The sequence below is a fragment of the Maribacter cobaltidurans genome, assembly GCF_002269385.1.
Lineage (GTDB): Bacteria > Bacteroidota > Bacteroidia > Flavobacteriales > Flavobacteriaceae > Maribacter > Maribacter cobaltidurans.
This window is the reverse complement of record NZ_CP022957.1, coordinates 3,832,908-3,855,821: the sequence shown is the minus strand read 5'-3', so window position 1 is coordinate 3,855,821 and position 22,914 is coordinate 3,832,908. Positions and strand designations below refer to the sequence as shown.

The 22,914-nt window shown below is 38.4% G+C and carries 16 protein-coding genes; 14 read left to right on the top strand and 2 right to left on the bottom strand.

Annotated features, from left to right (window positions below; all coding sequences use genetic code 11):
• Positions 1-106: 106 nt before the first annotated feature.
• Together CJ263_RS17245 and CJ263_RS17240 are read right to left on the bottom strand one after the other, a co-directional pair.
• Positions 107-841: a LytR/AlgR family response regulator transcription factor gene (locus CJ263_RS17245; RefSeq protein ID WP_094998408.1), complete on the bottom strand. Its 735-nt coding sequence runs from the start codon at positions 839-841 to the stop codon at positions 107-109.
• Entirely contained in the window at positions 841-2,802 is a 1,962-nt protein-coding gene (locus tag CJ263_RS17240; RefSeq protein WP_094998407.1) for a histidine kinase dimerization/phosphoacceptor domain -containing protein, read from the bottom strand. Before CJ263_RS17240 ends, CJ263_RS17245 begins: the two co-directional genes overlap by 1 nt.
• A gap of 187 nt (positions 2,803-2,989) precedes the next feature.
• Between CJ263_RS17240 and CJ263_RS17235 the strand changes: the two genes are divergently transcribed.
• The 14 genes from CJ263_RS17235 to CJ263_RS17170 all read left to right on the top strand — a co-directional run bounded on the left by CJ263_RS17235 (position 2,990) and on the right by CJ263_RS17170 (position 22,905).
• Positions 2,990-3,526, top strand: a complete 537-nt coding sequence (locus CJ263_RS17235) for an ester cyclase (RefSeq protein ID WP_158657190.1) — start codon at positions 2,990-2,992, stop codon at positions 3,524-3,526.
• A 69-nt stretch (positions 3,527-3,595) separates the two neighbouring features.
• Positions 3,596-4,291 (top strand): Type 1 glutamine amidotransferase-like domain-containing protein, encoded by a 696-nt coding sequence (locus tag CJ263_RS17230; protein ID WP_094998405.1) that lies wholly within the window; start codon positions 3,596-3,598, stop codon positions 4,289-4,291.
• A 568-nt stretch (positions 4,292-4,859) separates the two neighbouring features.
• On the top strand, positions 4,860-5,258 hold the full coding sequence (locus CJ263_RS17225; protein ID WP_094998404.1) for a nuclear transport factor 2 family protein: 399 nt from the start codon (positions 4,860-4,862) through the stop codon (positions 5,256-5,258).
• Between the two features lie 185 nt (positions 5,259-5,443).
• Positions 5,444-5,899 carry a cupin domain-containing protein gene (locus CJ263_RS17220; RefSeq protein ID WP_094998403.1) on the top strand — a complete coding sequence of 152 codons (456 nt, stop codon included), beginning with the start codon at positions 5,444-5,446 and terminating at the stop codon, positions 5,897-5,899.
• 53 nt (positions 5,900-5,952) lie between these two features.
• The gene (locus CJ263_RS17215; RefSeq protein ID WP_094998402.1) at positions 5,953-6,288 is read left to right on the top strand and encodes a hypothetical protein; all 336 of its coding nucleotides are present in this window, start codon (positions 5,953-5,955) and stop codon (positions 6,286-6,288) included.
• Between the two features lie 225 nt (positions 6,289-6,513).
• Positions 6,514-11,229 (top strand): ATP-binding protein, encoded by a 4,716-nt coding sequence (locus tag CJ263_RS17210; RefSeq protein ID WP_094998401.1) that lies wholly within the window; start codon positions 6,514-6,516, stop codon positions 11,227-11,229.
• A gap of 6 nt (positions 11,230-11,235) precedes the next feature.
• Positions 11,236-14,907, top strand: coding sequence for a sensor histidine kinase (locus tag CJ263_RS17205; protein WP_094998400.1), 3,672 nt, complete (start codon positions 11,236-11,238; stop codon positions 14,905-14,907).
• Positions 14,908-14,946: 39 nt separating this feature from the next.
• Positions 14,947-15,321 carry a response regulator gene (locus CJ263_RS17200; RefSeq protein WP_094998399.1) on the top strand — a complete coding sequence of 125 codons (375 nt, stop codon included), beginning with the start codon at positions 14,947-14,949 and terminating at the stop codon, positions 15,319-15,321.
• The gene (locus CJ263_RS17195; protein WP_188669458.1) at positions 15,321-16,361 is read left to right on the top strand and encodes an adenylate/guanylate cyclase domain-containing protein; all 1,041 of its coding nucleotides are present in this window, start codon (positions 15,321-15,323) and stop codon (positions 16,359-16,361) included. Before CJ263_RS17200 ends, CJ263_RS17195 begins: the two co-directional genes overlap by 1 nt.
• A gap of 27 nt (positions 16,362-16,388) precedes the next feature.
• A complete protein-coding gene (locus CJ263_RS17190; protein ID WP_229702431.1) occupies positions 16,389-17,015 on the top strand; it encodes a Pycsar system effector family protein in 627 nt (208 codons plus the stop codon).
• 143 nt (positions 17,016-17,158) lie between these two features.
• Positions 17,159-18,844 carry an N-acyl-D-amino-acid deacylase family protein gene (locus CJ263_RS17185; RefSeq protein ID WP_094998397.1) on the top strand — a complete coding sequence of 562 codons (1,686 nt, stop codon included), beginning with the start codon at positions 17,159-17,161 and terminating at the stop codon, positions 18,842-18,844.
• A 17-nt stretch (positions 18,845-18,861) separates the two neighbouring features.
• Positions 18,862-20,361, top strand: coding sequence for a serine hydrolase (locus CJ263_RS17180; RefSeq protein WP_158657189.1), 1,500 nt, complete (start codon positions 18,862-18,864; stop codon positions 20,359-20,361).
• Positions 20,362-20,395: 34 nt separating this feature from the next.
• Positions 20,396-21,883, top strand: a complete 1,488-nt coding sequence (locus CJ263_RS17175) for a M28 family peptidase (RefSeq protein WP_094998395.1) — start codon at positions 20,396-20,398, stop codon at positions 21,881-21,883.
• 44 nt (positions 21,884-21,927) lie between these two features.
• Positions 21,928-22,905, top strand: coding sequence for a metallophosphoesterase family protein (locus CJ263_RS17170; protein WP_233726862.1), 978 nt, complete (start codon positions 21,928-21,930; stop codon positions 22,903-22,905).
• Positions 22,906-22,914: the final 9 nt, after the last annotated feature.

The window sequence follows — 22,914 nt, the reverse complement described above, 5'->3', positions numbered from 1 at the left end:
AATCGAAAAATAAACCCTCAATGCTTTAAACCATTGGGGGTTTTTGCTTCAAAATATGAAGTTGCCCAGTAAATCATCTCCACTTTTTTAAATAGATTTCAGTAAACTAAACTGTACGTAATCTACTTAATAACATCCCCTTATAAGACTTACCGATAGGTATAACCTTTCTGCCGATTTCTAAATGACCGTCGGCCAAAATATCTAATCTTGATATATTGATTATATAAGAACGGTGTACACGAACGAATTTATGTTTTGGAAGTTTTTCTTCTAAGACCTTTAAGGTACAGGTAAGCATATACTTAACGTTTGCGGTAATTAGAGTGCAATAATTTCGATCAGCCTCAATGTATAGTATGTCTTCCAAAAGTAATTTTTCCATTCTTCCATTATGGCGAACAAAAATTCTGTCTTCGAGAACTTCTATATCCTGAATATTTTGCCCCGGCTCTTTATCATCTTTAATTGATTCCACTACCAAAGCTATGGTACGCTGTAAACTCAACTTATTAAACGGTTTCGTGATAAATGCCTTCGGATGGGTTTCTTTGGCTTTTTCAAAAGTAACATCGTCGCTATTCGCAGTAAGATATATTATGGGAATATCATTCGATTTTTGAATTGCTTTCGCTGTTTCAATTCCGCTAATCGCTCCTTTTAAATTGATATCCATAAGCAATATCTGTGGTGCATTTTCCCTCACATGTTTTACGGCTTCTTCTCCTCTTGGTAAAATACCAGTAACTTCGTAACCAAGGCTGGTCAACTGAATGGATAAGTTAGCAGCAATGATCATATCATCCTCAACAATTAATATCGATACCTTTTCCTTCTCCATTAGGCGGCCTTCTTATTTTGAAATTGTATGGATACAGAGGTTCCTTTATTTGTAACTAGAACCATCTTTCCATCTAATTGCTTTACCAACAAATTCACCAAATGTGTACCAAAACCTGTAGCATCGTGTAGCTTATCCGCTATCATGCCAATACCATTATCGCGAACTTCTAAAATAAGTAAGTCCTCATTTGTATTTAACGCTAAGTATATGTGACCTTTCCTCCCATCAGGAAAAGCATATTTTAAAGAGTTTGTAATCAACTCATTGACAATAAGACCTATAGGTATCGCCATATCTACATCAAGTTCAAGTTTTTCCATTTCTAAACTTATGTTGACTTGATGACTCTTTCCATAAGAATGAATGATATAATCAGTTAGGTTCTCAAAATAATCCTTCATTTCTATGGCGGCTAATTTTTCGCCCAAATAGAGATTTTGATGAATCATTCCCATACTGTGCACACGATGCTGACTTTGCTCCATGGCCTCTAATATATTCGGATCTTCTATTTGTGAGGCTTGTAAAGAAAGTAAACTGGACACAATCTCTAAATTGTTCTTTACTCGATGGTGTATTTCTTTCAACAAAAATTCCTTCTCCTTATTTTTCTTCTCCAATAATCTATTTTTCTTACTATTATTAGAAATAGCTTTATATGCCAATATCAGTAATAATAACAATAGTACTGTTATAACGATAATGAGCTGTTGACGGATCTGTTGCTTTTTAATTTGTGTTTGCTGTAATTCTATCGTCCCCTCTTTTTGAGCTACATCGAACTCAGTTCTTAATTGCGAGATACGCTGATCGGCTTCTGCGGTAAAGACTTCACTTTTTAAGGAATCATAGACTGCAAACGCCGAATATGCATTTTTATAATCGTTGCTTTTGGCATACGCATTACTCAATTCATTATATGCATCGCTCAAATAATAAGCATCCCCAAAATTCTTGGTTGCAACAGAAATAGATTTTTTGAGTCCTTCAATAGCATCCGTAAAGTTTCCCCTCTTGTTCTGCATTTTTCCGATAGCAAGCCAAGAACGCATGATCATAAAGTTATTATCTAAGAGTTCTGCATATTTCACGGCATTTCTACCGGCTTCACTTGCTCTTTTAAAATCACCAAAATGGGTATAGAGATCAACTAATGAAATATAGACATCACTCAAATTATTATAAAACCCATAACGCTCGCCAATGATTATGGAGTGTTCATAGTATGACCTAGCCTTTTCATACTCCTTTAAAGCCAAATAATTATTTCCAACTACGTATAGGGTAAAGTCATAGTCTAAATCGGTAATACCCCAGGTTTCAAAATATTTTAGGGAACGTAGACCATACTCAAGTCCAGATTCAAATTTTGATTGCTTCCAAAAAAGATTACTTAAATCACTATAAGCCATTGCTTTGGCCTTGTTATCGTTTAGCTTCTCACCTAAATCTAATGCTCTTAAGGCATAATCTGCCGCTTTATCCAATTGTCCCCTTCGTTCAAAAACATAGCCTAATTGAGTGTTTAAAAAAGGTAAATCAGATTCAGGTACTTTTTCTTTGGCAGATTCCAAAACTTGTTGGGCACTATCTAATTTTTCCATTCGTAAAAGAACGGCTCCTTGGGTGATTTGAAACCTACCGTTCCAAAGCTTATTGTTTTTTGAAAAAGTGAGCTGAAGACCTTTTTGGGTAAAATTCATAGCAGTATTCAAATTACGGGTATGCCAGTAATACGCTAAATCATTCAGAATGGAGAACTGAACAGAGTCTACCTTCATTTTGCGATAAGCCTGATTAAGGGTATCTAAATAGGATGCTCCAAAATTATCGGTGTCAACGAACACTTTTTTATACGGATGTTCATTGTTTAAATCAACAATTTGTCCATAGCTAAGGTATAGCCCAAAAAAGGACAATAAAAACACAAATCTGATTCTTTGATATACAATACTCATTTTGCGAATTGATTCTCACTAGGGAAAATGAGTTCTCAATAAATGTACAATAATATATGCAGATATCTTTTGATCAAAAAATAAGAGTATTCGGACAGAATATACAACTACTCATACTCTACCCTTCTCTATTCTAAGAATTTATACTTTCTTTTAAAGTAATGAAATGTTTTGCGAAAAGTCCGTTATGGAAAAACTCAATTTCAAACTTTTTATGGTGCTATTCCTAATAGTCTTTGCATGTAAGAATATCAATTCGAGTGAAACCACAGAAAATTTACATAAACCTACCTGTTTAGAGACAACTTTAAAAAAAGCTACAAAAACCTACTTCTACGCTTGGAGTAAAAACGACAGTACACTGATTGATTCCGTATCCGTTAAAAATTTGATTCGAAATGTGAACGGTGAAATTGTTTCAACTAACCAAAACGAACTTTTAAAGACGATGTATTTCTGGCATACGGCAATGCCCAATTTTAAAATGGTTGATAAAGAAATTAATGTTGTTGGAAACAGAACTTACGTGAATTGGTCAGGCACAGGAACCAATACAGGAATGTATGCAAATACCCCACCAACAGGTAAAATTGGGCATATCGAAGGTATGAGCATTTTAACTTTTAATAATGACGGGCAGATAGTATATGAGGGAGTCTTTTTCGACAAATTGGGTTTATTGGAGCAATGGGGTTATTCTGTTATACCCCCTATTATGAAATAAAATAATATTCTATTTAAAAAAGTAGTACTATCTTTTTTAAATGACTTTAGAATAAATTAATTTGTCTTTATGAAAAGACAACTTTTAGTGTATGGCAGTGGGAGACACACTGTTCAGTTTTTAAAATATATGGCAGAGGCAACAGGCAAGAAAAAGCCCAACCTCTGCTTTATACCTACCGCAAGCGGTGAAGACCCAACATACATCGATGCCTTTTACGAAGTCTGTTCGCAAATCAACGTGGTACCACATGTCATGAGCGTTTGGATCAACTCTTATGACCAAAAAGAATCTTTTGAAGAGATTATTTCAAAAATGGATGCGATTGTCGTTGGTGGTGGTAATACCCTAAATATGCTTTCCATTTGGAAAGCCCAAGGTATTGATGTTGCTTTGAAAAAGGCTTACAAAAACGGAGTTGTCATGGGCGGTGGTAGCGCAGGTTCCCTCTGTTGGTTCAATGGAGGCACCACCGATTCTAGACCCAAAGAATTAAGCATTGTTGAAGGAATGTCGTTTATTGACAAAAGTCACTGTCCGCATTATAATTCGGAAGCTTCCCGACGTCCCTTGTACCATAACAATATACTTTCCGGAAAATTGACCGATGGTTATGCATGTGATGATCGGTCAGCCATTCACTTTATTAATGAAAAAGTATACACCTCTGTTTCATTGGACGGTCAAAATCATTCTTACTATGTAGCTATGAATAATGATGGTACAATCAATGAACAAATTTTAACGAGCACTATTATAACCTAAAGTTAGTCCGAACAAAAATTTTTTTTAGGTTTAGAAATTCTAATTATTATAACAGAGGTATTAAGTTGCTACTGGCAAACTCCCTTACTCCTAATCCTGATTAAATTCTAAACTCTCATCTAGTATAGAAATTCATCTTTTGATTTTCAAATTAAATCCATTACAAAAAGCTTCGATAAATAAAAAGTGACATTCGGACAGTTTAAAATACCATCCGTCCAAAATCGATTGCAATTCATATCTAAAATTGATTCCTTTAAAATAGACCATTATAGATTTTTCAAAAAGTAGAATCGATATGTAAAATGAAAGCTTCTGAAAATAGTTGAAACCAAAATATAAACCATTTAACACCAACTGTACTTTTTTAAGAATAATTATCTAATGACAGTTTAAAAATAACAGGCAGACAAATTTAGGGGGAAACTTCTTGTCAACATAAATTTTTTTTTTTTGAATGTTAGCAACTCATCAATAGACAATAGGAATCTGCCTGTTTATTAATCTAATACAATAAAAAATACCCAAACCAATAGAATAATTTAAGGAAACTCAGAATAATATTCGCATGAAAAATACAACTATAATTGACAATATTTATAAGGCTTTCTCTAATGGGGATGTTCCTGTGGTGCTGGATTTATTAGATGAAAAAGTGGTGTGGAACGAAGCAGAGGGTAACGCATTTGCAGATGGTAATCCTTACATAGGTCCTAATGCCGTATTAAATGGTGTTTTTGCCCGATTAGGAACTGAAAATGAATATTTTAACCTAAAGGACATCGAACTACATGATATGTATAATGATAAAGTACTCGCAACTTTACGTTATGATGCCAAAAGGAAAGATAATGGTGCGGTGTATGATGCCCAGGTTGCCCATTTTTGGAAATTGAAAAATGGAAAAGTTGTATCCTTTCAACAATATGCAGATACCAAAAAATTGGCGGATGCCATGAACAATTAACTATTATAGACTATTCGACATCGACAAAATATCATTTTAAAAATCTAAAATATAAATGACATATTAAATTAAAAGAATATGCTATTCACTTGTTGTGCGTCATATGACGAACGACATTAATAAAGAAAAACGGGAAAGCTGAAAACCGATTAGAGTAAGAACTTCAAATTAAAACTGACCAAAATATGAAATCAACATTTAAATTTTTAATTGCTGTGATTTGCTTTACAGCCTTTTCGACTATTTCTGTTCACGGACAAACAACCGATGAACAAAAGCTTTTGTACAAAACTGGAAATCCAGCGGATTGGCCTAAAGATCAAGATGCAGTTGTGTCTGCACCAAATAACCATAAAATTTTATTGGAAAATGACAAAGTAAGAGTTTTGGAAGTAACTCTTGCGCCAAAAGAATTAGAACCTGTCCATCATCATCAGTGGCCAAGTGTACTTTACATAATGGAAGCAGGAGATTTCATTGACCGTGATGGAGAAGGGAATGTAATTATGGATACTCGTCAAATACCTGAACCTCTTGTTTTTCCAATGACAATGTACAAAGAGCCCGAAGCACCTCATTCAGTAGAGAATCTAAGCGACACAAAAACAATTAGACTCATTAGAGTTGAAATGAAACAATAGGGCTTTTAAAACGGACAAAAATACGAACGCACAACAACCGTATAAATACCGCTATGCATAATTCAAGTAAAAATTGGTCTAAGGAACAACTCAAAGTTTATTTGCTATTGCTATCTGCACAGGCGGATTTCGTTCAAACCAAGAAAGAGATTGACCTTATTAAATCAAAGACAGACAAAACAACGTTTGATGCCATTTTTGAAGAATTTAAAAATGATCATCAAGATACTAGCCTGCAAAAAATTGAGAATGCGGTAGCCAAGCTTAAGTTCAGTCATATGGAGCTGACCGATCTTAGAGAGGAAATCAATGAAGTCTTTCATTCGGATAAAAAATTCTCTGTATCGGAACGCTATTTGGATAAACTCTTGGATAACCTGATTTATTAAAAAAATGGAACGTGTTCCCGATTTACCATCGGGCTTATATTTAGCTCAGGAATGCAAACGCTGTACATATAAACAATGCCATAAAGTACTTTGAACGAAGCAGATTGATTTTATGGCCATAGCCTTAAGGATTAGAATACTAAATTTTTCTAATTTTTTTTCGGTGTTACATCAACAAAAGGAATTGAGAGTTCCTGATTTACAATAGAAAAACCAACTGTAAAATTGACCAAACAAGAAGAAACTGAACTCCTTAAAGTGTATGACGCTTGGTTGTACAGCTACCTTAACGGCGATGTAAAAACGTACGGTTCCTATTTTGATAATACCTTTCATTTCATAGGTTCAACCAACAATGAAGAGTTTTTAAACAGAACAGAAACCACCAACTTCTTTAAATCAACTGCCGAACAGCTTTCCGGAAAATCTGAACTGCGCAACGAAACCAAAATTGTGGAACAGTTTGGTGAATTGTTTTTTATCACTCATTTGTTCGATGCCTGGTTTAAGAATGGAAAAGATTGGTCATTTTATAGCCGTTTTCGTTTTACCAATGCACTCAGAAAGAGTAAAGAAGGTTGGAGATTCATATATCAACATTATTCCACACCGGACAGTAAGGCGCAAGAAGGTGAAACAATTGGTTACAATCAAGTTACAGCAGAAAACCTACAATTACGCGAAGCCATACAACGCCGCACAAAAGAACTCGAAGAAAAAAATCGTGAGTTGGAAATAGAGGGAGCATTGCAAAGAATCCGTGCAAAAGCGGTAGCAATGAAAGAATCTACAGACCTGCTGGATATTGTGGTCACCATGCGGACCGAATTCACTAACCTAGGTCACGAAGCACATTATTTCTGGCATATGATGTGGCTGCCCGATACATACGAGAAGGCAATGACTTCTGGGGACGGAACCAAAATAGGTTTTGTAATGGAGTTACCCAGACACATCCATGGGGATATCCCGTTGTTGGCCAAATGGGAAAAGAGCAAAAAACCTTTGATCGTCTATCCTATGGAGGCCGAAGAGGCCTTAGCGTATATAGATAAAATGATAACCTTGGGCGATTTTCAGAATATAGATCCCCAGGCACCAAGTCATGACGATGTCCGGCATATTGGTGGACTTACCTTCATTATGGCGCGTACTACCCATGGGGAAATCGGGTATAGCTTACCTGGGGTAGTTGAAAATCCGCCACTGGCAGACCTTGAAATTTTGGAACGTTTTGCTGGAGCGTTCGACTTGGCTCACCGTAGATTTTTAGACCTTCAAAAAGCGGAAAAACAGGCCCGTAGGATAGAAATAGAACTCGCTTTAGAAAAAGTAAGAAGCCGTACCATGGCCATGCGCAACAGTTCAGAGTTGGCAGAGGCCTCTGCCCTGTTGGACGAACAGGTACGTAATCTAGGAATCAAAACCTGGGGATGCGCTTTTCATATCTATGCGGACAATGATGAAGGGGATGGCGAATGGTTCACCAGTGAGAATGGGAAATTACCTTTCTACAAAACCCCTAGAGATAAATTCTTTTTAGATTTTTATAAGAAGGGACAGCTAGGAGAAAAGTTTCATGTAGAAGAATTTTCAGGGGCCAAATGCAAGGCGCATTATGAGTATTTAAAATCAATTCCCGTTATAGGTGATTCGCTTAGAGCCATGGAGGACTCGGGTCTTAGCCTACCCGACTATCAGATTGATAATATTGCTTTCTTTAAGTATGGGTACATTCTTTTCATCACATATGAGCATGTGCCGGAAGCCCATACCATTTTTCAACGCTTTGCAAATGTTTTCGGACAAACGTATACCCGCTTCCTCGACCTTCAAAAAGCAGAAGCCCAAGCACGAGAAGCAAGAATTGAAGCTGCCCTTGAACGTGTACGTTCCAGAAGTATGGCAATGCATAGCAGTGATGAATTCAAAGACGTCATTCAGGTAATATATGACCAATTTGTACAGTTGAATATACACATTGAGCATGCTGGATTTATTCTGGATTATAATAACAATAAGGATATGCATATTTGGCTGGCAGATCAGCATGCTGTATTTCCTGAGATAACCCTTCCCTATTTTGATTGTGCCCATTGGAACTGCTTTAACAAGGCCAAGAAAAAAGGGCAACGGTTTTTCGCCAACCAATTGGGTTTTGAAGAGAAAAACAAATTTTATAATGATCTTTTTGAATTTATTCCAGACTTAACGGAAGACACCAAAAAAACATATTTAAAATTTGATGGTTTAGCAATATCTACAGTGTTACTGGAAAGTATTGGTTTATATATTGAGAATTTTTCTGGAATTCCTTTTACAGCAGAAGAAAACGCAGTGCTGATGCGCTTTGGAAAGGTGTTTCAACAAACCCATACCCGTTTTATCGATCTTCAAAAAGCAGAAGCACAAACAAGGGAAGCACAAATAGAAAATGCCTTAGAAAAAGTGCGTTCTCGAACGATGGCTATGCAAAAAAGTGAGGAATTGCCGCTTGCTGCGAACGATTTATTCCTTCAGGTTCAAGAATTGGGGATTCCTGCATGGAGCGCTGGCTATTGCATTTGGCAAAATGAAAAACACAACGCAAGTTGTAATATGAGCTCAGAGGGTGAAATCCAAAAAGGCTTTATTTTACCTAGTATTGGCGAAGGGTATGATTTTTATACACCGCAGAAAAATGGTAAAACATTTCATGTAAAAGAATTGGGGGGTGAGGCTTTGGTAAAGCATTACGAATTTATGATGGAACTCCCTAATGTAGGCAGTATACTGAAGGAACTTAAGGATGCAGGATTAGAACTTCCTACATTTCAAATATTCCATATCTGTTATTTTAAATACGGCTATGTAATGTTTATTACTTATGAAGCTGTGCCAGATTCCCATGATATTTTCAAACGATTTGGAAAGGTGTTTGAACAAACCTATACACGCTTTCTTGATCTAAAAAAAGCCGAAGCTCAGGCCCGGGAAGCACAAATTGAAGCTGCTTTAGAAAAAATCCGTTCGCGTTCCTTAGCAATGCATACAACAGGTGAGTTACAAGAAGTCGTTGCTTTAGTTGCTGAAAAACTTAGAGATTTAGGAGTAATTTTTGATGCAGGAGGTGTGATTCTTTGTACCTATTTTTCAGATAATAAAGACGTGATGCACTGGATTGCCGCTGAAGATTTTTCATATTCAGGAAATTATTTGGTGCCCTATTTTGAATCCACAATATTTAATGATACCTGGGAGTCCAAGAATAGAGGTGACGTCTATTTTTCAAAAGAATTTTCAGTCAAAGACAAGAACAGTTTTTTCGAATATGCATTTGAGCATAGTGATTATAAGCACTTTCCTGATGAATTTAAACAGCATGCGCTACAAGCCAAAGAACATAGAGTTACGGCAGCTTGGTCTAAAAATTCAGCAATACTCATCCCTTCGTTCAATAAAGATGAACCCTCTGAAAACCATGCTGAAATATTAAAACGCTTTGCCAAGGTTTTTGAGCAAGCCTATATCCGATTTATGGATTTGCAAAAATCGGAAAAGAGAGCGCGAGAAACTCAAATTGATATTGCCCTTGAACGCGTTAGGTCACGCGCCATGGCAATGCACCAAAGTGATGAACTTTCTGAAGCAGCAGAAGTACTGTACCAAGAGTTCTATAAATTAGGAGTGACACCTTTTTCTTGCGGTTATCTTATAAATGATGAAGAAAACAAACAGTGGAAAGTTTGGATGACAGATGCCAACTATGAAGCTTTTAAGAATTTTTGGACGCTTCCGTTTAACGCAGATCAACATTTAAAGAATCGCTATAAAAGTTGGAAAAAGAAGGAAGAATTTCACGCTACAGAATTAGAAGGAAAAGAAAATGTTAAGCATCATAAAATCATTTCACACTATGCACCTTGGAAAAAAGAATCCATAGGGCAATTACCAGAAAAATTAGTCCTTAGCAGCGCACATTTCACACATGGTCACCTACTAATCGTTACAGGGGAAAGCTTAATACAAGAGGTAGAATCAATACTAACTCGTTTTGCAAAAGTTTTTGATCAAACCTATATCCGGTTTTTAGACCTTAAAAAGGCAGAACACCAGGCGTTACTTATAAAAGTAGAAAAAGAAAGATTAGAAGCTACATTGGATGATTTGCAAGCCACGCAAAAACAATTGATTCAGTCCGAGAAAATGGCTTCACTTGGGGAACTGACCGCTGGAATCGCCCATGAAATCCAAAACCCTTTGAATTTTGTCAATAATTTTTCCGAAGTCAGTAAAGAATTGTTGGAGGAAATGCAGGAGGAAATAGAAAATGGCGATTTTGAAGAAGTGAAGGCCATCATGGAAGATATCATTCAAAACCTCGAGAAAATAAACCACCATGGCAAACGTGCCGATGGTATAGTAAAAGGGATGCTGCAACATAGCAGAAGCAGTAGTGGCAAGAAGGAACCAACGGACATCAATGCATTGGCAGATGAATACCTGCGTCTGGCTTATCACGGACTGCGCGCCAAGGATAAATCCTTTAATGCGGAATTAATAACCGATTTTGATGAATCCATTGGAGAGATCAATATCGTTCCCCAAGATATTGGGCGGGTAATTTTAAACCTGATTACCAATGCTTTTTACGCCACCAACGAGAAAAAACAACAGGACGACCATTTTAAACCTATCGTTTCTGTCTGCACTAAAAAGACCAAAGAGCATTTGAAAATCGAGGTATCGGATAATGGTAACGGTATACCCCAAAAAGCACTGGATAAAATATTCCAACCCTTCTTCACCACCAAACCCACTGGTCAGGGCACTGGATTAGGATTATCCATGAGCTACGATATTGTCACCAAAGGCCATAGCGGGAATCTAAAAGTTGAAACCAAAAAAGGTGAGGGTACCATATTTACAATAGAATTGCCTAATCTAATATTCACCAATTAAGCCAAAATGAAAACCAGACCAATTCATAAATCTAATTTATTATTAACAGGCCTTTTCATAGCTATATTTCTTGTATCCTGTAACAAAAAAAGTAAATCTGAAACAGAAACCACTATTGGCAATTATAAAGTGCCAGAGACCATTCCGCTACAATTTACGGAACCAGAACCTTTTGAGTGGGAAACCATCACTTCTGATACGCTGACGACGCCGGTGACCTATTCCTTAAATGTGGATGCCTTACCCAACGCAACTTTTGAACTCAACACATTTAAACCGCTAAAGTCCCCAATGAAGGAATATAATTTGGATTGGGACAATTATCCGACGGAGGAATTAAAGTTAGATTCTGTTTCTTTTATAATTACAAAAGCCCCTATAAAAAAGCCCACAATTGTTAAAATGAAACCTCCTGGGATTATGGAAGGCACCTATGCCAATCTCCTACAGCTTTCAACTAATGAAGGTCTGGCAAATAATGATATCACTTCCTTTTTAGAAACGGAAGATGGGGCTATTTGGATAGGGTCTAGCTTAGCACCCCTAACTTATTATGATGGTGAGAACGCCTTTGTTTATGACTATCCCGGGGTCTATAGGATGACCTTGGACCAACAGGGAAAGCTTTGGTTGGTAAGTCCAGCAACCCGTGTTTTAACCGTATTGGATTTTAAGAACGATACCGCATATAGCATCACCAAGACCGATAGCTTTATACCTTTCGACATTATCTGCGACCACGCAGGCACCCTCTACATGGCATCATTGAACGAAGGTTTCTACGCTATGGATCCTCAAATGGAGAGTCTGCAAAGGATAGCGAATAGCGGTAGCTCTCGGCCCTGGAGACTTATGGAAGATAGCAATGACAACCTATGGTTGGGTTTTGTGGATGGCATCAAGGTACTGGACAAAGAAGGAAAGGAACTTAAAACACTTCCGCAGATTGCAGCTATTGAAATGAATTCCGTTGTTACCGATATTACCGAAGATGAATCTGGTGATATCTGGTTGAGTTTACCTGATCCTTCCCAAACGAACAACATAACCTCATCTACCCTTCTGAGGCTCTCCCTACAGGAAGGTACAGTAAAGGTACTGGATGCAGAAAATGGCTATAACAGCACAGGCACCGAAATGGTAGAAGACAGCCAAGGTAATCTATGGATATTTGGAGCTAAAGAGGCGTTCATTTTGAGTGAAAACCGAAACAGGCACAAAACGATAGCCTTGAACAGCATACTACAGGCCTCCCTTAAAATACCCAGACCATTAAAACGAAAAGATGGCTCCCTTTGGATTGCCACAACTGATAAAGGACTGGTCATTGCCAATGATTTTACCTTAAATACAGAATATTTTGATGCCTCTAGAGGTTTAGTTGATGACCAAATTTGGGATATCGAGGAAAGCGTTGGAGGAGAACTATGGCTAGGAACCACTAAAGGTATCAATATTATTGATCAAAAAAATAACACCATTAAGTCGCTAAGCCATGACATACTCCATAGTACGAATGCTATCACAATTTTAAACATCGAAGAGATTTCAGAAGAAATTTATTTTATTAATGCTGGTTCTGGCTTTTCCATTCTAGATCGAAAGAAAAACGAGCTAACGGTTTATGCCAGTAATAAAAAAAAGAATTTTAGGGTATGGGATGTGGAATTGATAAATGACCATGTTTTTTTATTAAGTACGGAAGAAGGCGTATTCACCTATGATATTAAGAATAATAGCTTAATGAAAATCATTTCAAAAACAGATCCGGAATTACTTAAGAGTAGTATCCAGACCATCATGTACTATGATAAAAACGAAATTCTTTGGTTACCAACTAAGAATGGCTTAGCCAAAGTTAACCTGAACGCAAATACCATTAGTTATCTAAGGGAAGAACAAGGGCTTTGTGACAATAATACCAATGTAGCCTCTTTTTCTAAAGAAGGCGAATTATGGGTAGCCACATTAAACGGCATTGCCATAATTAACTTTAAAGACGACACCCTAACTAATTTAATGAGGGAAAATGGCCTGTCACCTACGGAGGTTTATGATCTTGTAGAGAAAGATAGTCTAATGTATGCTGCTAGTGTAAATGGCCTTATTCCTATCCAAAAAGCAACGGTTAAAACTTCAACCAAAGGATATCATACCTTTAACGGTGGTTTAGGTTTTAAGTCAAACGATTACTTAGAAGGCTCCCCAAAATTCCTTAAAAACCAACAGTTTTGGTCTGGTGTTGCGAGTCCGTCAAGTGAATTTAAGCTTATGGTCCTAGATACTGCCCCTAAACAGGATTCCACATCCGGTAGCGTGTATATTACCAACCTGTTCGTCATGGATGAAGAACCAGGTTTTGAGAAGCATAATAGTACGGACTCCTTAACGAATGACGTTTCCTCTTATGCAATCAAAACACAAATGGAATGGGATTCTGTTAGTACGCCGTACGCTATTCCTGAGGGTCTTGTACTTCCTTACGACCAGAACAGTCTAAGCTTTAGCTATGGAAGCGGGGATGTATTTAATAGAGAGCAATTAACCTATCGATTTATTCTTGATGGCGCTGATGATGATTGGAACTATGCCAGTAACGAAACCAAAACCAAGAATTATTACAACTTGAAACCAGGAGATTATACTTTTAAGGTTTCCGCTAGGGGTTTCAACAATAAATGGTCGGTTCCGGATTCTCTGGCCTTTAAAATTAGCCCCCCTTGGTGGCAAACTTGGTGGGCCTATTTAATTTGGATATTGATATTGGCCAGTATATTAAGAGCCTACATCTCGTTCAGGGCTCGTAAATTAAAAAAGGAAAACCGTGTTTTGGAAGAGCGAGTTTCCCATAGAACAGAGCAACTTAAAAATAAAATAGATGAATTAAAGGCTACTCAATCCCAGCTCATCCAATCGGAAAAAATGGCCTCACTTGGAGAATTGACCGCCGGTATCGCCCATGAAATTCAGAACCCGTTGAACTTTGTCAACAATTTCTCCGAAGTAAACACGGAACTTATTGAGGAAATGCAGGAGGAAATAAAAAAGGGGGATTATGAAGAGGTATTGGCCTTGTCAAATGACATTAGGGATAATCAACAAAAAATAAACCATCACGGCAGACGAGCGGATGGAATTGTAAAAGGAATGTTGCAACATAGTCGTAGCAGCAGCAACGAAAAGGAACCCAGCAATATAAACGCCATTGCCGATGAATATTTAAGACTTGCCTATCATGGATTACGTGCCAAGGATAAATCGTTCAATGCCACATTAAACACCCATTTTGATGAATCAATCGGTAAAATTAATATCGTACCCCAAGATGTAGGCAGGGTCATCCTAAACTTAATCACCAATGCGTTCCATGCGGTCATAGAAAAAAAGAAATTAGAAAAAGAAAAGCAAAACGATTCTTTTCAACCTACCGTTTGGGTCTACACAAAACGAAAGGGAACAACAGTTTATGTGTCAATCAGAGATAATGGTTACGGCGTACCGGATAAAGTGAAGGATAAAATATTCCAACCCTTTTTTACTACCAAACCATCTGGCCAAGGTACAGGGCTAGGCCTGTCACTTAGCTATGATATTATAAAAACACATGGCGGGGAACTGTTATTGGAAACCGTAAAAGGAGAAGGAACAACATTCACCATAACACTACCAGAGGTGTAGCTATAGTAAAAACAAATTTAAAAACTAAAGAGTCAAAAAATGAAGATATTAGTTGTGGACGATGAACAAGACGTTAAAATTTTATTTCAGCAACGCTTTCGTAAAGAAATAAGAAACGAAGAACTCAATTTCGTTTTTGCATTTTCGGGGGAAGAAGCATTGGAAAAAATGGAAAGCATTGAGCAGGAAGCCATCCTAATCCTTTCGGATATTAATATGCCGGGAATGAGTGGACTGGAGCTCTTAAAACGTATTAAAGAAAATTACAAGGCGCCTCCACCTGTGGTGATGATGGTAACCGCTTATGGGGATGAGGAAAATAGAACTACCTCAAAGCAATTGGGAGCAGACGATTTTTTAACCAAACCCTTGGATTTTAAGGAGTTAAAGACCAAACTTAAAAATTTAGTATAATGGCAAAAATAATGGTGGTTGATGACGAGACGGATTTGGAAGTCCTGATCAAACAAAAGTTCAGAAAACAGATTCGGCAAAAAGAATATGAATTTCTCTTTGCCATCAACGGTAGAGATGCCCTTGATCAATTAGTGGAAGATCCTGAGGTAGATATTATTTTGAGCGACATCAATATGCCGGAAATGGACGGACTTACCCTGTTATCGGAACTTCAGGAAAGCAGCCCATTGATTAAATCGGTCATTGTCTCCGCATACGGTGATATGGACAATATTAGAGTGGCCATGAACCGGGGTGCCTTCGACTTTATCACCAAGCCTATAAATTTCGAGGATTTGACCATTACCATGGAGAAAACCATAAAACAGGCCAAGCAAATAAAGGATACGCTAAAAGCGATTAAAGAAAATAACATTCTTAAAATGTACGTAGACGAAAACGTGCTCAACTTTATGGGAGGCCATGAATATGAGTCCAAGATCATGGCGAATGAAAGTATAGAGGGTACCGTTATTTTTATTGATGTTTGTGGTTTTACTAAAATTAGCGAAACTTCAAAGCCAGATATCGTAGTAAAAATGCTGAACACCTATTTTGACACCATGGTAAAAGAAATCATGGAACAAAATGGACATATTGATAAATTCATAGGAGATGCGGTCATGGCGGTGTTCAAAGGAGAATATCATCTGGATAGGGCAATAGATGCGGCTTTGGCCATACGCAACCAAGTGAACAAGCTTCCCAAACAAGAAGGTGAAGAAATGTACCAACCAAAAGTATCCATCGGCATTAAAAGCGGGGAAATGATTTCTGGCAACATTGGGTCGGCCACACTACGACGCTTGGATTATACGGTCATTGGGGATACCGTAAACACCGCAGCAAGATTACAGGACGCCGCAAAGGAAAACCAGATAATCATATGCGACGGTTGCTATGAGCAAGTGAAAGAAGCCTTTAAATGTGAAAATATGGGGCAAATTGAAATGAAAAATAAGGCACAACCTGTAATAATATATAATGTGCTAGAATAATTCTTTGGAGTCTTTAAATTTCAATCTATGACCAAACCAGTTTCATCTAAAAACAAAAAAAATACCAAAACCAAGCAAAAAGAGAATCCGTTATCCGCTTTTGAAAAAGAACTGATTGATGAACTTAAATCTAAGGGGCATTCAGAAGAACTGGTGGATCATTACTGGGGTACCATTAATTATATATCCAGTCTTATAAAAGCTTCTGAACTAAAAGCAGGACTTATACTCTCTTTCTACGGCATAATTCTAAACTTCATTTATCAAAGTGCCGCACCGGTTATGCATTCCGTGTCTAATGTCATATTCTTCTATGTATTTATAGGGCTATGGTTTGTAGCTACCACAGTTTCTATTTTTTATAGCATACGCTGTTTCATACCAAAATTAGAGGGAAACTATAGCCCGAATGTTTTTTACTTCGGTGATGTCATTACCAAGTTTGGAAGTATTAAGGAGTTCTCAAAAAAATTCTATGATATTAGTTTAAATGAACAAGAAGTTTTTGAGCAATTGGGAGAACAAATTTATATCAATTCAAAAATATCGGCTTGGAAGTTTAGAAACGTACAGCGATCCATACGATTTTTGGTTGTTAGCCTTATACTTTTATTAATAACATCTGTTTATTACGGGTTTCTTAGACTATTCTAAACCACTATTTTTAGCTGACAATACAGCTCGCTAAAAAGAAAATTTTAAGCATTCTAATTTTTGGAAAAAAATTAGTTAAAATTTTTAATTCATTGAAAATCAATTAATTTAATTATTTTAGAACATACCGAACCAACGACCAAATGAAACACTTATATCACTTTACTTTTTATCTTTTTTTAGTTTTAATTACATCCTGCACCACGACTGAAACCTTTGATATCCTCATTAAAAATGGTCAAATCGCAGATGGTACCGGTCAGCCCATATTCACAGGCGATATCGGTATCAATGCTGATACTATTGCCGCTGTTGGGAATTTGGAAAACTCAAAAGGTCTGCAAGAATTTGATGCTACTGGACTAACAGTTGCACCAGGCTTTATTAACATGCTTAGCTGGGCTACCGAATCTCTAATTGTGGATGGTAAATCTGAAAGTGATATTCGTCAAGGAGTCACATTAGAAGTTATGGGTGAAGGTTGGTCTATGGGTCCGTTAAACGATGAAATGCGCCAACAAGAGCAAAGTAGCCAAAAGGATGTCAAATATCCTATAGAATGGACAACGCTTGGGGAATATTTAGAATTTTTAGAAAAACGAGGCATTGCTCCCAATGTAGCTTCCTTCGTAGGTGCTACAACTTTACGTGTTCATGAACTAGGGGAAGCTAACCGCCCTCCCACCCCTACTGAATTGGAAAATATGAAAGCCTTGGCCAAAACAGCCATGGAAGAGGGAGCTATGGGTATCGGTTCTTCATTGATTTATGCTCCTGCCTTTTATGCGGATACCGAAGAATTGATTGAATTGTGCAAGGTCGCATCGGCCTATGATGGCATGTACATTTCCCATATGCGAAGTGAGGGCGACTATTGGTTGGAGGCAATTGATGAATTGATACGAATTGCAAAGGAAGCGAATATTCCTGCGGAAATCTATCATTTAAAAGCTGGCGGAAAAGACAATTGGGGAAAATGGGAATCGGCAATTGCCAAAATAGACTCAGCACGCTTTGCCGGACTGCAAATTACTACAGATATGTATAATTATACTGCTGGAGCCACAGGTTTAGATGCTTCTATGCCTCCATGGGTGCAGGAAGGTGGTTATGGAAAATGGGCCGAACGCTTGCAAGACCCGGCCATTCGTAAAAAAGTAATCGAAGAAATGAAAGCTAAAGGGGATGGTTGGGAGAACCTTTATTTTGCTGCCGGTAGTCCAGAAAAACTTATTTTAAATGATTTTAGAAATGATAGCCTGCGCTACCTTACCGGTAAAACCCTAGGGGAAGTTGCCCGCATGCGTGGAACTAGTCCTGAAGAAACGGCAATTGACCTTGTGGTTCAAGATAGTAGTCGTGTTGGGACGGTTTATTTTTTAATGTCTGAAGAAAATGTAAAAAAGCAGATAGCGTTGCCCTACATGAGTTTTGGCTCTGATGCAGGTTCATTGGCACCCGTAAAACCTTTCACCAATTCCAGTCCCCATCCTAGGGCTTACGGAAATGTTGCCCGACTTTTGGGCAAATACGTGCGTGAAGAGAAAGTGATTCCTTTAGAAGAAGCGGTTTATAAATTGAGCGGATTACCTGCCTCCAATCTAAAGATTAAAAAACGAGGTTCTTTGGCCATAGGCAATTATGCGGACTTGGCCATTTTTGATGCCAACACCATTATGGACAAAGCTACATTTGATGAACCCCACCAATTTGCTGAAGGTATGGTACATGTTTTTGTAAATGGCGAACAGGTATTGAAAAATGGTGAACATACAGGGGTTACTCCTGGCAGGGTCGTTCGTGGACCGGGATGGAGGGGCCACAACTAAATTCAAAAACCAACCAAATGAAAAAACTAGTACTATTCTTCTTAATCGGGAGCTTTTCCCAAATAGCCTTTTCCCAACAAAAAGGCAACGACAAAAAATTGGATGCCATGATTGTTGAGGGCATGAAAGATTGGAAAGTTCCGGGATTGGCCGCCATTGTGGTAAAAGATGGCGAAGTGGTCTTTCAAAAAACTTATGGGGTCAAAAACTTGGAGACCAAGGAGCCAGTAGACGAAAACACCTTGTTCAATATGGCTTCCACGACCAAAGCCATTGTGGCAATTGCTATGGGCATGCTGGTAGATGATGGTAAACTGGATTGGGATGACAAAGTAACGGACTATGTCCCGTACTTTAAATTATCGGATTCCTATACTACAGCAGATGCCCGGGTTAAGGACTTATTGACCCACAACCTAGGTATCGGCAATGCCGATGCCCTATGGACGTTGGACAGTGTTTCTACCAAAGAAACGATACAACACTTTCGGTTTGCAGAAAAAACCTATCCGTTGCGCGGCGGATTCACCTATCAAAATATTATGTACGCAGTAGCGGGAGAGGTCATTGCAGCGGCCAGCGGAAAACCATGGTACAAATTTGTACAGGAACGTATTTTTAATCCATTGGAGATGACCCGTACACAGGCCGTCGCCGCGGATATCTTTAAAGCTGGCAACTACGTAACACCTTATTTGAACGATGATGAGGACGGCATGGTAGAGGTAGATTACGGATTCTCGGACCAAATTGGTCCGGCTGGGATGATATGCTCTACCGCTCATGACATATCCAATTATCTAACATTCTTAGTTAATGACGGTGTTTATAAACAAGACACTTTGGTACAACCAAAAACCTTCAAAAAATTATTCGAGCCCCATTCCTTTTTGGGTACTACAGGAATCTATCCTACTAATGCCCTTACCAAACCAAATTGGAATACCTATGGTCTGGGATGGTTTCAACAAGACTATAAAGGCCATAAGTTGGATTTTCATACCGGGAGTCTATTTGGACTAGTCGCGATTGCTGGAATCATGCACGATAAGGACGTTGCAGTTTATGTTTTTGCCAATTTAGATCATGCCGAATTGCGACATGCCATTTTATACAAGGCCATGGACCTCTATGCTTTTGAAGATAACAGTCGGGATTGGCATAAAGAGGTTTTCAATTTGTATGAAGGTTTTAAAAAAGAAGGCATTGAAAAGGCCAAACAAGAGGATTCGGAACGAGTGAAAAACACCAACCCGAGCCTACCGCTATCTAATTATGAGGGTACCTATACCAACCAAATGCTAGGCACAGCAAAAATCACTTTAGAAGATGGATCTTTGCAAATCAATTTTAATGACTTTATAACCTATACGACCGAACATTGGCACTACAACACATTTATCACCAACAAAGACCCTCGTTTTTACGAGAGAATAAAAGTCAATTTCGACCTTAACGAAGCGGGCAAGATTAGCCAGTTTCACATTATGGGGCGAAAATTTACAAAAGAGAAATAAATTTAAAATATCAGTCGATACAAAAAACAGCTAAATGAAAAACTATACACTACTAATTGCACTTGTTTTTTCAAGTGTATTATTTGCTCAAACCGATGCTGAAATTGCCGAGCAAACCGTCGATAAAAACGAAATTGAAGGTCATATCTATTTTCTGGCGGACGATGTCCTAAAAGGTCGGGCCACAGGCTCTCCAGAACTTAAAATAGCAGCGTCGTATTTGGCGAATACACTGCGAGGATATGGAGTAAAACCGCATCCGGCCAACAATTCCTATTATCAAACATTCAATCTTTTACAGACCGCGCCACCCGGTGAAATCAAGGTTTCCTTAAACGGAGAGACCTTCCCGCATAGTATTGCGGTTGAAGCAAAACCAACCGCACTTTCCGGTGATGCTGTTTATGTCGGTTTTGGAACCGAGGAAGATTACAAGGGAAAGGATGTACAGGGAAAGCTGGTTCTAGTAAAAGCGGGCACTTCAGAATCCGCCGATGCCAGAGCTATATATCGAACACACCAAGAAAAACAAGATTTAGCTATAAAAAATGGGGCTATCGGACTTTTGGAAATGACCTTGCTAGAAGAAGATTGGTGGTCACGCATGTCACATTTCATGGGAGAAAGTGTTAAGATTCCGGATGCCATGGCCGACCAAAAAGATGAATTCATACATCTCTGGGTGAATACCACTTCTGAAAAACTAGAGGCGTTGATTAAATCAAATCCATCTTATTCCATTGAAACCGATGGTAAAAAAGAGAAAACGCTTGTTACCCAAAATGTTATAGGCGTACTGGAAGGCACCGACCCCAAACTCAAGGACGAATACATCATGTATTCCGCCCACTATGACCATGTGGGCATCGGTACGCCAAATGCAGAAGGAGATAGTATTTACAATGGCGCACGTGATAACGCTATAGGTACAACCGCTGTTTTGAGTATGGCGGAGAATATTGGAAAGTATCCTACAAAACGATCGGCCGTGTTCATTCTTTTTACCGGGGAGGAAAAGGGCCTTTTGGGAAGCAAATACTATGCTGAACATCCCATATTTCCGCTAAATCAAATCGTTTATGGATTTAATACCGATGGTGCCGGCTACAATAACACCAAACTGGCCACTGTAATAGGATTAAATAGAACTACGGCTAAAAAGCACATTGTTGCCGGAGCTGCTACTTTCGGACTTGAAGCTATTGATGACCCTGCACCGGAACAGGGCCTTTTTGACCGTAGCGATAATGTAAGTTTTGCAAGTAAAGGAGTTCCTGCACCCACCTACTCTACCGGTTTTGATGCTTTTGATGACGAAATCAATAAATATTACCATCAGGCCGCCGATGAGGCCGATAGTTTGGATTTTGACTATTTGGTAAAATTTTACCAAGGATATGTGCTTTCTGGAAGGTTGATAGCCAATGACCCGGAAACACCCTATTGGGTCAAGGGAGATAAATACGAGGCCGCTGGCAATGTATTGTACGATAAAGTTCCCAAAGCTCCAATGAAAAACTAATTAGTAACGACGATTACACTTTTATGAAAGGTTATTTGATTAAAATGATTGTTATTCTTCTTGTACTTTCCAGTTGCAAGGAAAACAACCAGAAAATTGAGAAATCCACTTTTGAACATTCGCTTGGAGAAAGCCCGAAACCATGGACTAGTGCTATTTTTGAGCCCACGGAAGATGACTTTACCTTTGCCATCATTTCAGATTTAAACGGAGGTGAACGTGACGGGGTGTACAGTGCTGCTGTAGAGCAATTAAATGCCCTAGACCCAACCTTTGTCCTGAGTGTTGGCGATCTCATAGATGGCGGAACGGAGGATACACTGCAATTGGCCAAAGAATGGGATTCCTTTGAAAACAGGACGTCAAAATTAAAAATGCCCTTCTTCCATCTGGGTGGCAACCATGACCTTACCAACCCCACAATGCGTAGTATTTGGAAGCAACGTTTTGGCCCAAGATACTATCATTTTCTGTACGATAATGTACTCTTTCTTATGATGGATTCCGAGGATTACGAGGAACAGCGCATGGTGGAAATCTATGAGGCACGTGCGAAAGCCCTAAAAGTTATCGCCGGGGAAATAGAAGGCGTGTATGAGGAGACGGAATATTACAGCATGCCGGAGCGTCAACTAGGTGGTATGGGTTTGGAACAATTTGAATATTTTAAGAAGGTTCTAGAAGAAAATCCTGATGTTACATGGACTTTTGTGCTCATGCATAAACCGCTTTGGCAGCGGGAAGATGAAAAGGGTTTAAATCCCTTGGAAAAGCTTTTGGCCGATAGACCATATACCGTAATCAATGGCCATATCCATTCCTTTTCCCATAGAATAAGGAACAACCGGGATTATATCATACTTGGCACCACCGGTGGATCCCAACAAGCCCAAGATTCCATGGCCTTTGATCATATTTCCCTGGTGAGAATGGCCAATAAACCAATCATCACCCACTTAAAAATGGACGGTATTTTGGACAAAAAAGGGAAACTGCCCTCAAGTGGTTCATTGATACATTAAGTGTAAAAC

Coding starts and splice junctions, on each gene's coding strand:
- CJ263_RS17245 (WP_094998408.1), bottom strand. CDS start 841: ATGGAGAAGGAAAAGGTATCGATATTAATTGTTGAGGATGATATGATC.
- CJ263_RS17240 (WP_094998407.1), bottom strand. CDS start 2,802: ATGAGTATTGTATATCAAAGAATCAGATTTGTGTTTTTATTGTCCTTT.
- CJ263_RS17235 (WP_158657190.1), top strand. CDS start 2,990: ATGGAAAAACTCAATTTCAAACTTTTTATGGTGCTATTCCTAATAGTC.
- CJ263_RS17230 (WP_094998405.1), top strand. CDS start 3,596: ATGAAAAGACAACTTTTAGTGTATGGCAGTGGGAGACACACTGTTCAG.
- CJ263_RS17225 (WP_094998404.1), top strand. CDS start 4,860: ATGAAAAATACAACTATAATTGACAATATTTATAAGGCTTTCTCTAAT.
- CJ263_RS17220 (WP_094998403.1), top strand. CDS start 5,444: ATGAAATCAACATTTAAATTTTTAATTGCTGTGATTTGCTTTACAGCC.
- CJ263_RS17215 (WP_094998402.1), top strand. CDS start 5,953: ATGCATAATTCAAGTAAAAATTGGTCTAAGGAACAACTCAAAGTTTAT.
- CJ263_RS17205 (WP_094998400.1), top strand. CDS start 11,236: ATGAAAACCAGACCAATTCATAAATCTAATTTATTATTAACAGGCCTT.
- CJ263_RS17200 (WP_094998399.1), top strand. CDS start 14,947: ATGAAGATATTAGTTGTGGACGATGAACAAGACGTTAAAATTTTATTT.
- CJ263_RS17195 (WP_188669458.1), top strand. CDS start 15,321: ATGGCAAAAATAATGGTGGTTGATGACGAGACGGATTTGGAAGTCCTG.
- CJ263_RS17190 (WP_229702431.1), top strand. CDS start 16,389: ATGACCAAACCAGTTTCATCTAAAAACAAAAAAAATACCAAAACCAAG.
- CJ263_RS17185 (WP_094998397.1), top strand. CDS start 17,159: ATGAAACACTTATATCACTTTACTTTTTATCTTTTTTTAGTTTTAATT.
- CJ263_RS17180 (WP_158657189.1), top strand. CDS start 18,862: ATGAAAAAACTAGTACTATTCTTCTTAATCGGGAGCTTTTCCCAAATA.
- CJ263_RS17175 (WP_094998395.1), top strand. CDS start 20,396: ATGAAAAACTATACACTACTAATTGCACTTGTTTTTTCAAGTGTATTA.
- CJ263_RS17170 (WP_233726862.1), top strand. CDS start 21,928: ATGATTGTTATTCTTCTTGTACTTTCCAGTTGCAAGGAAAACAACCAG.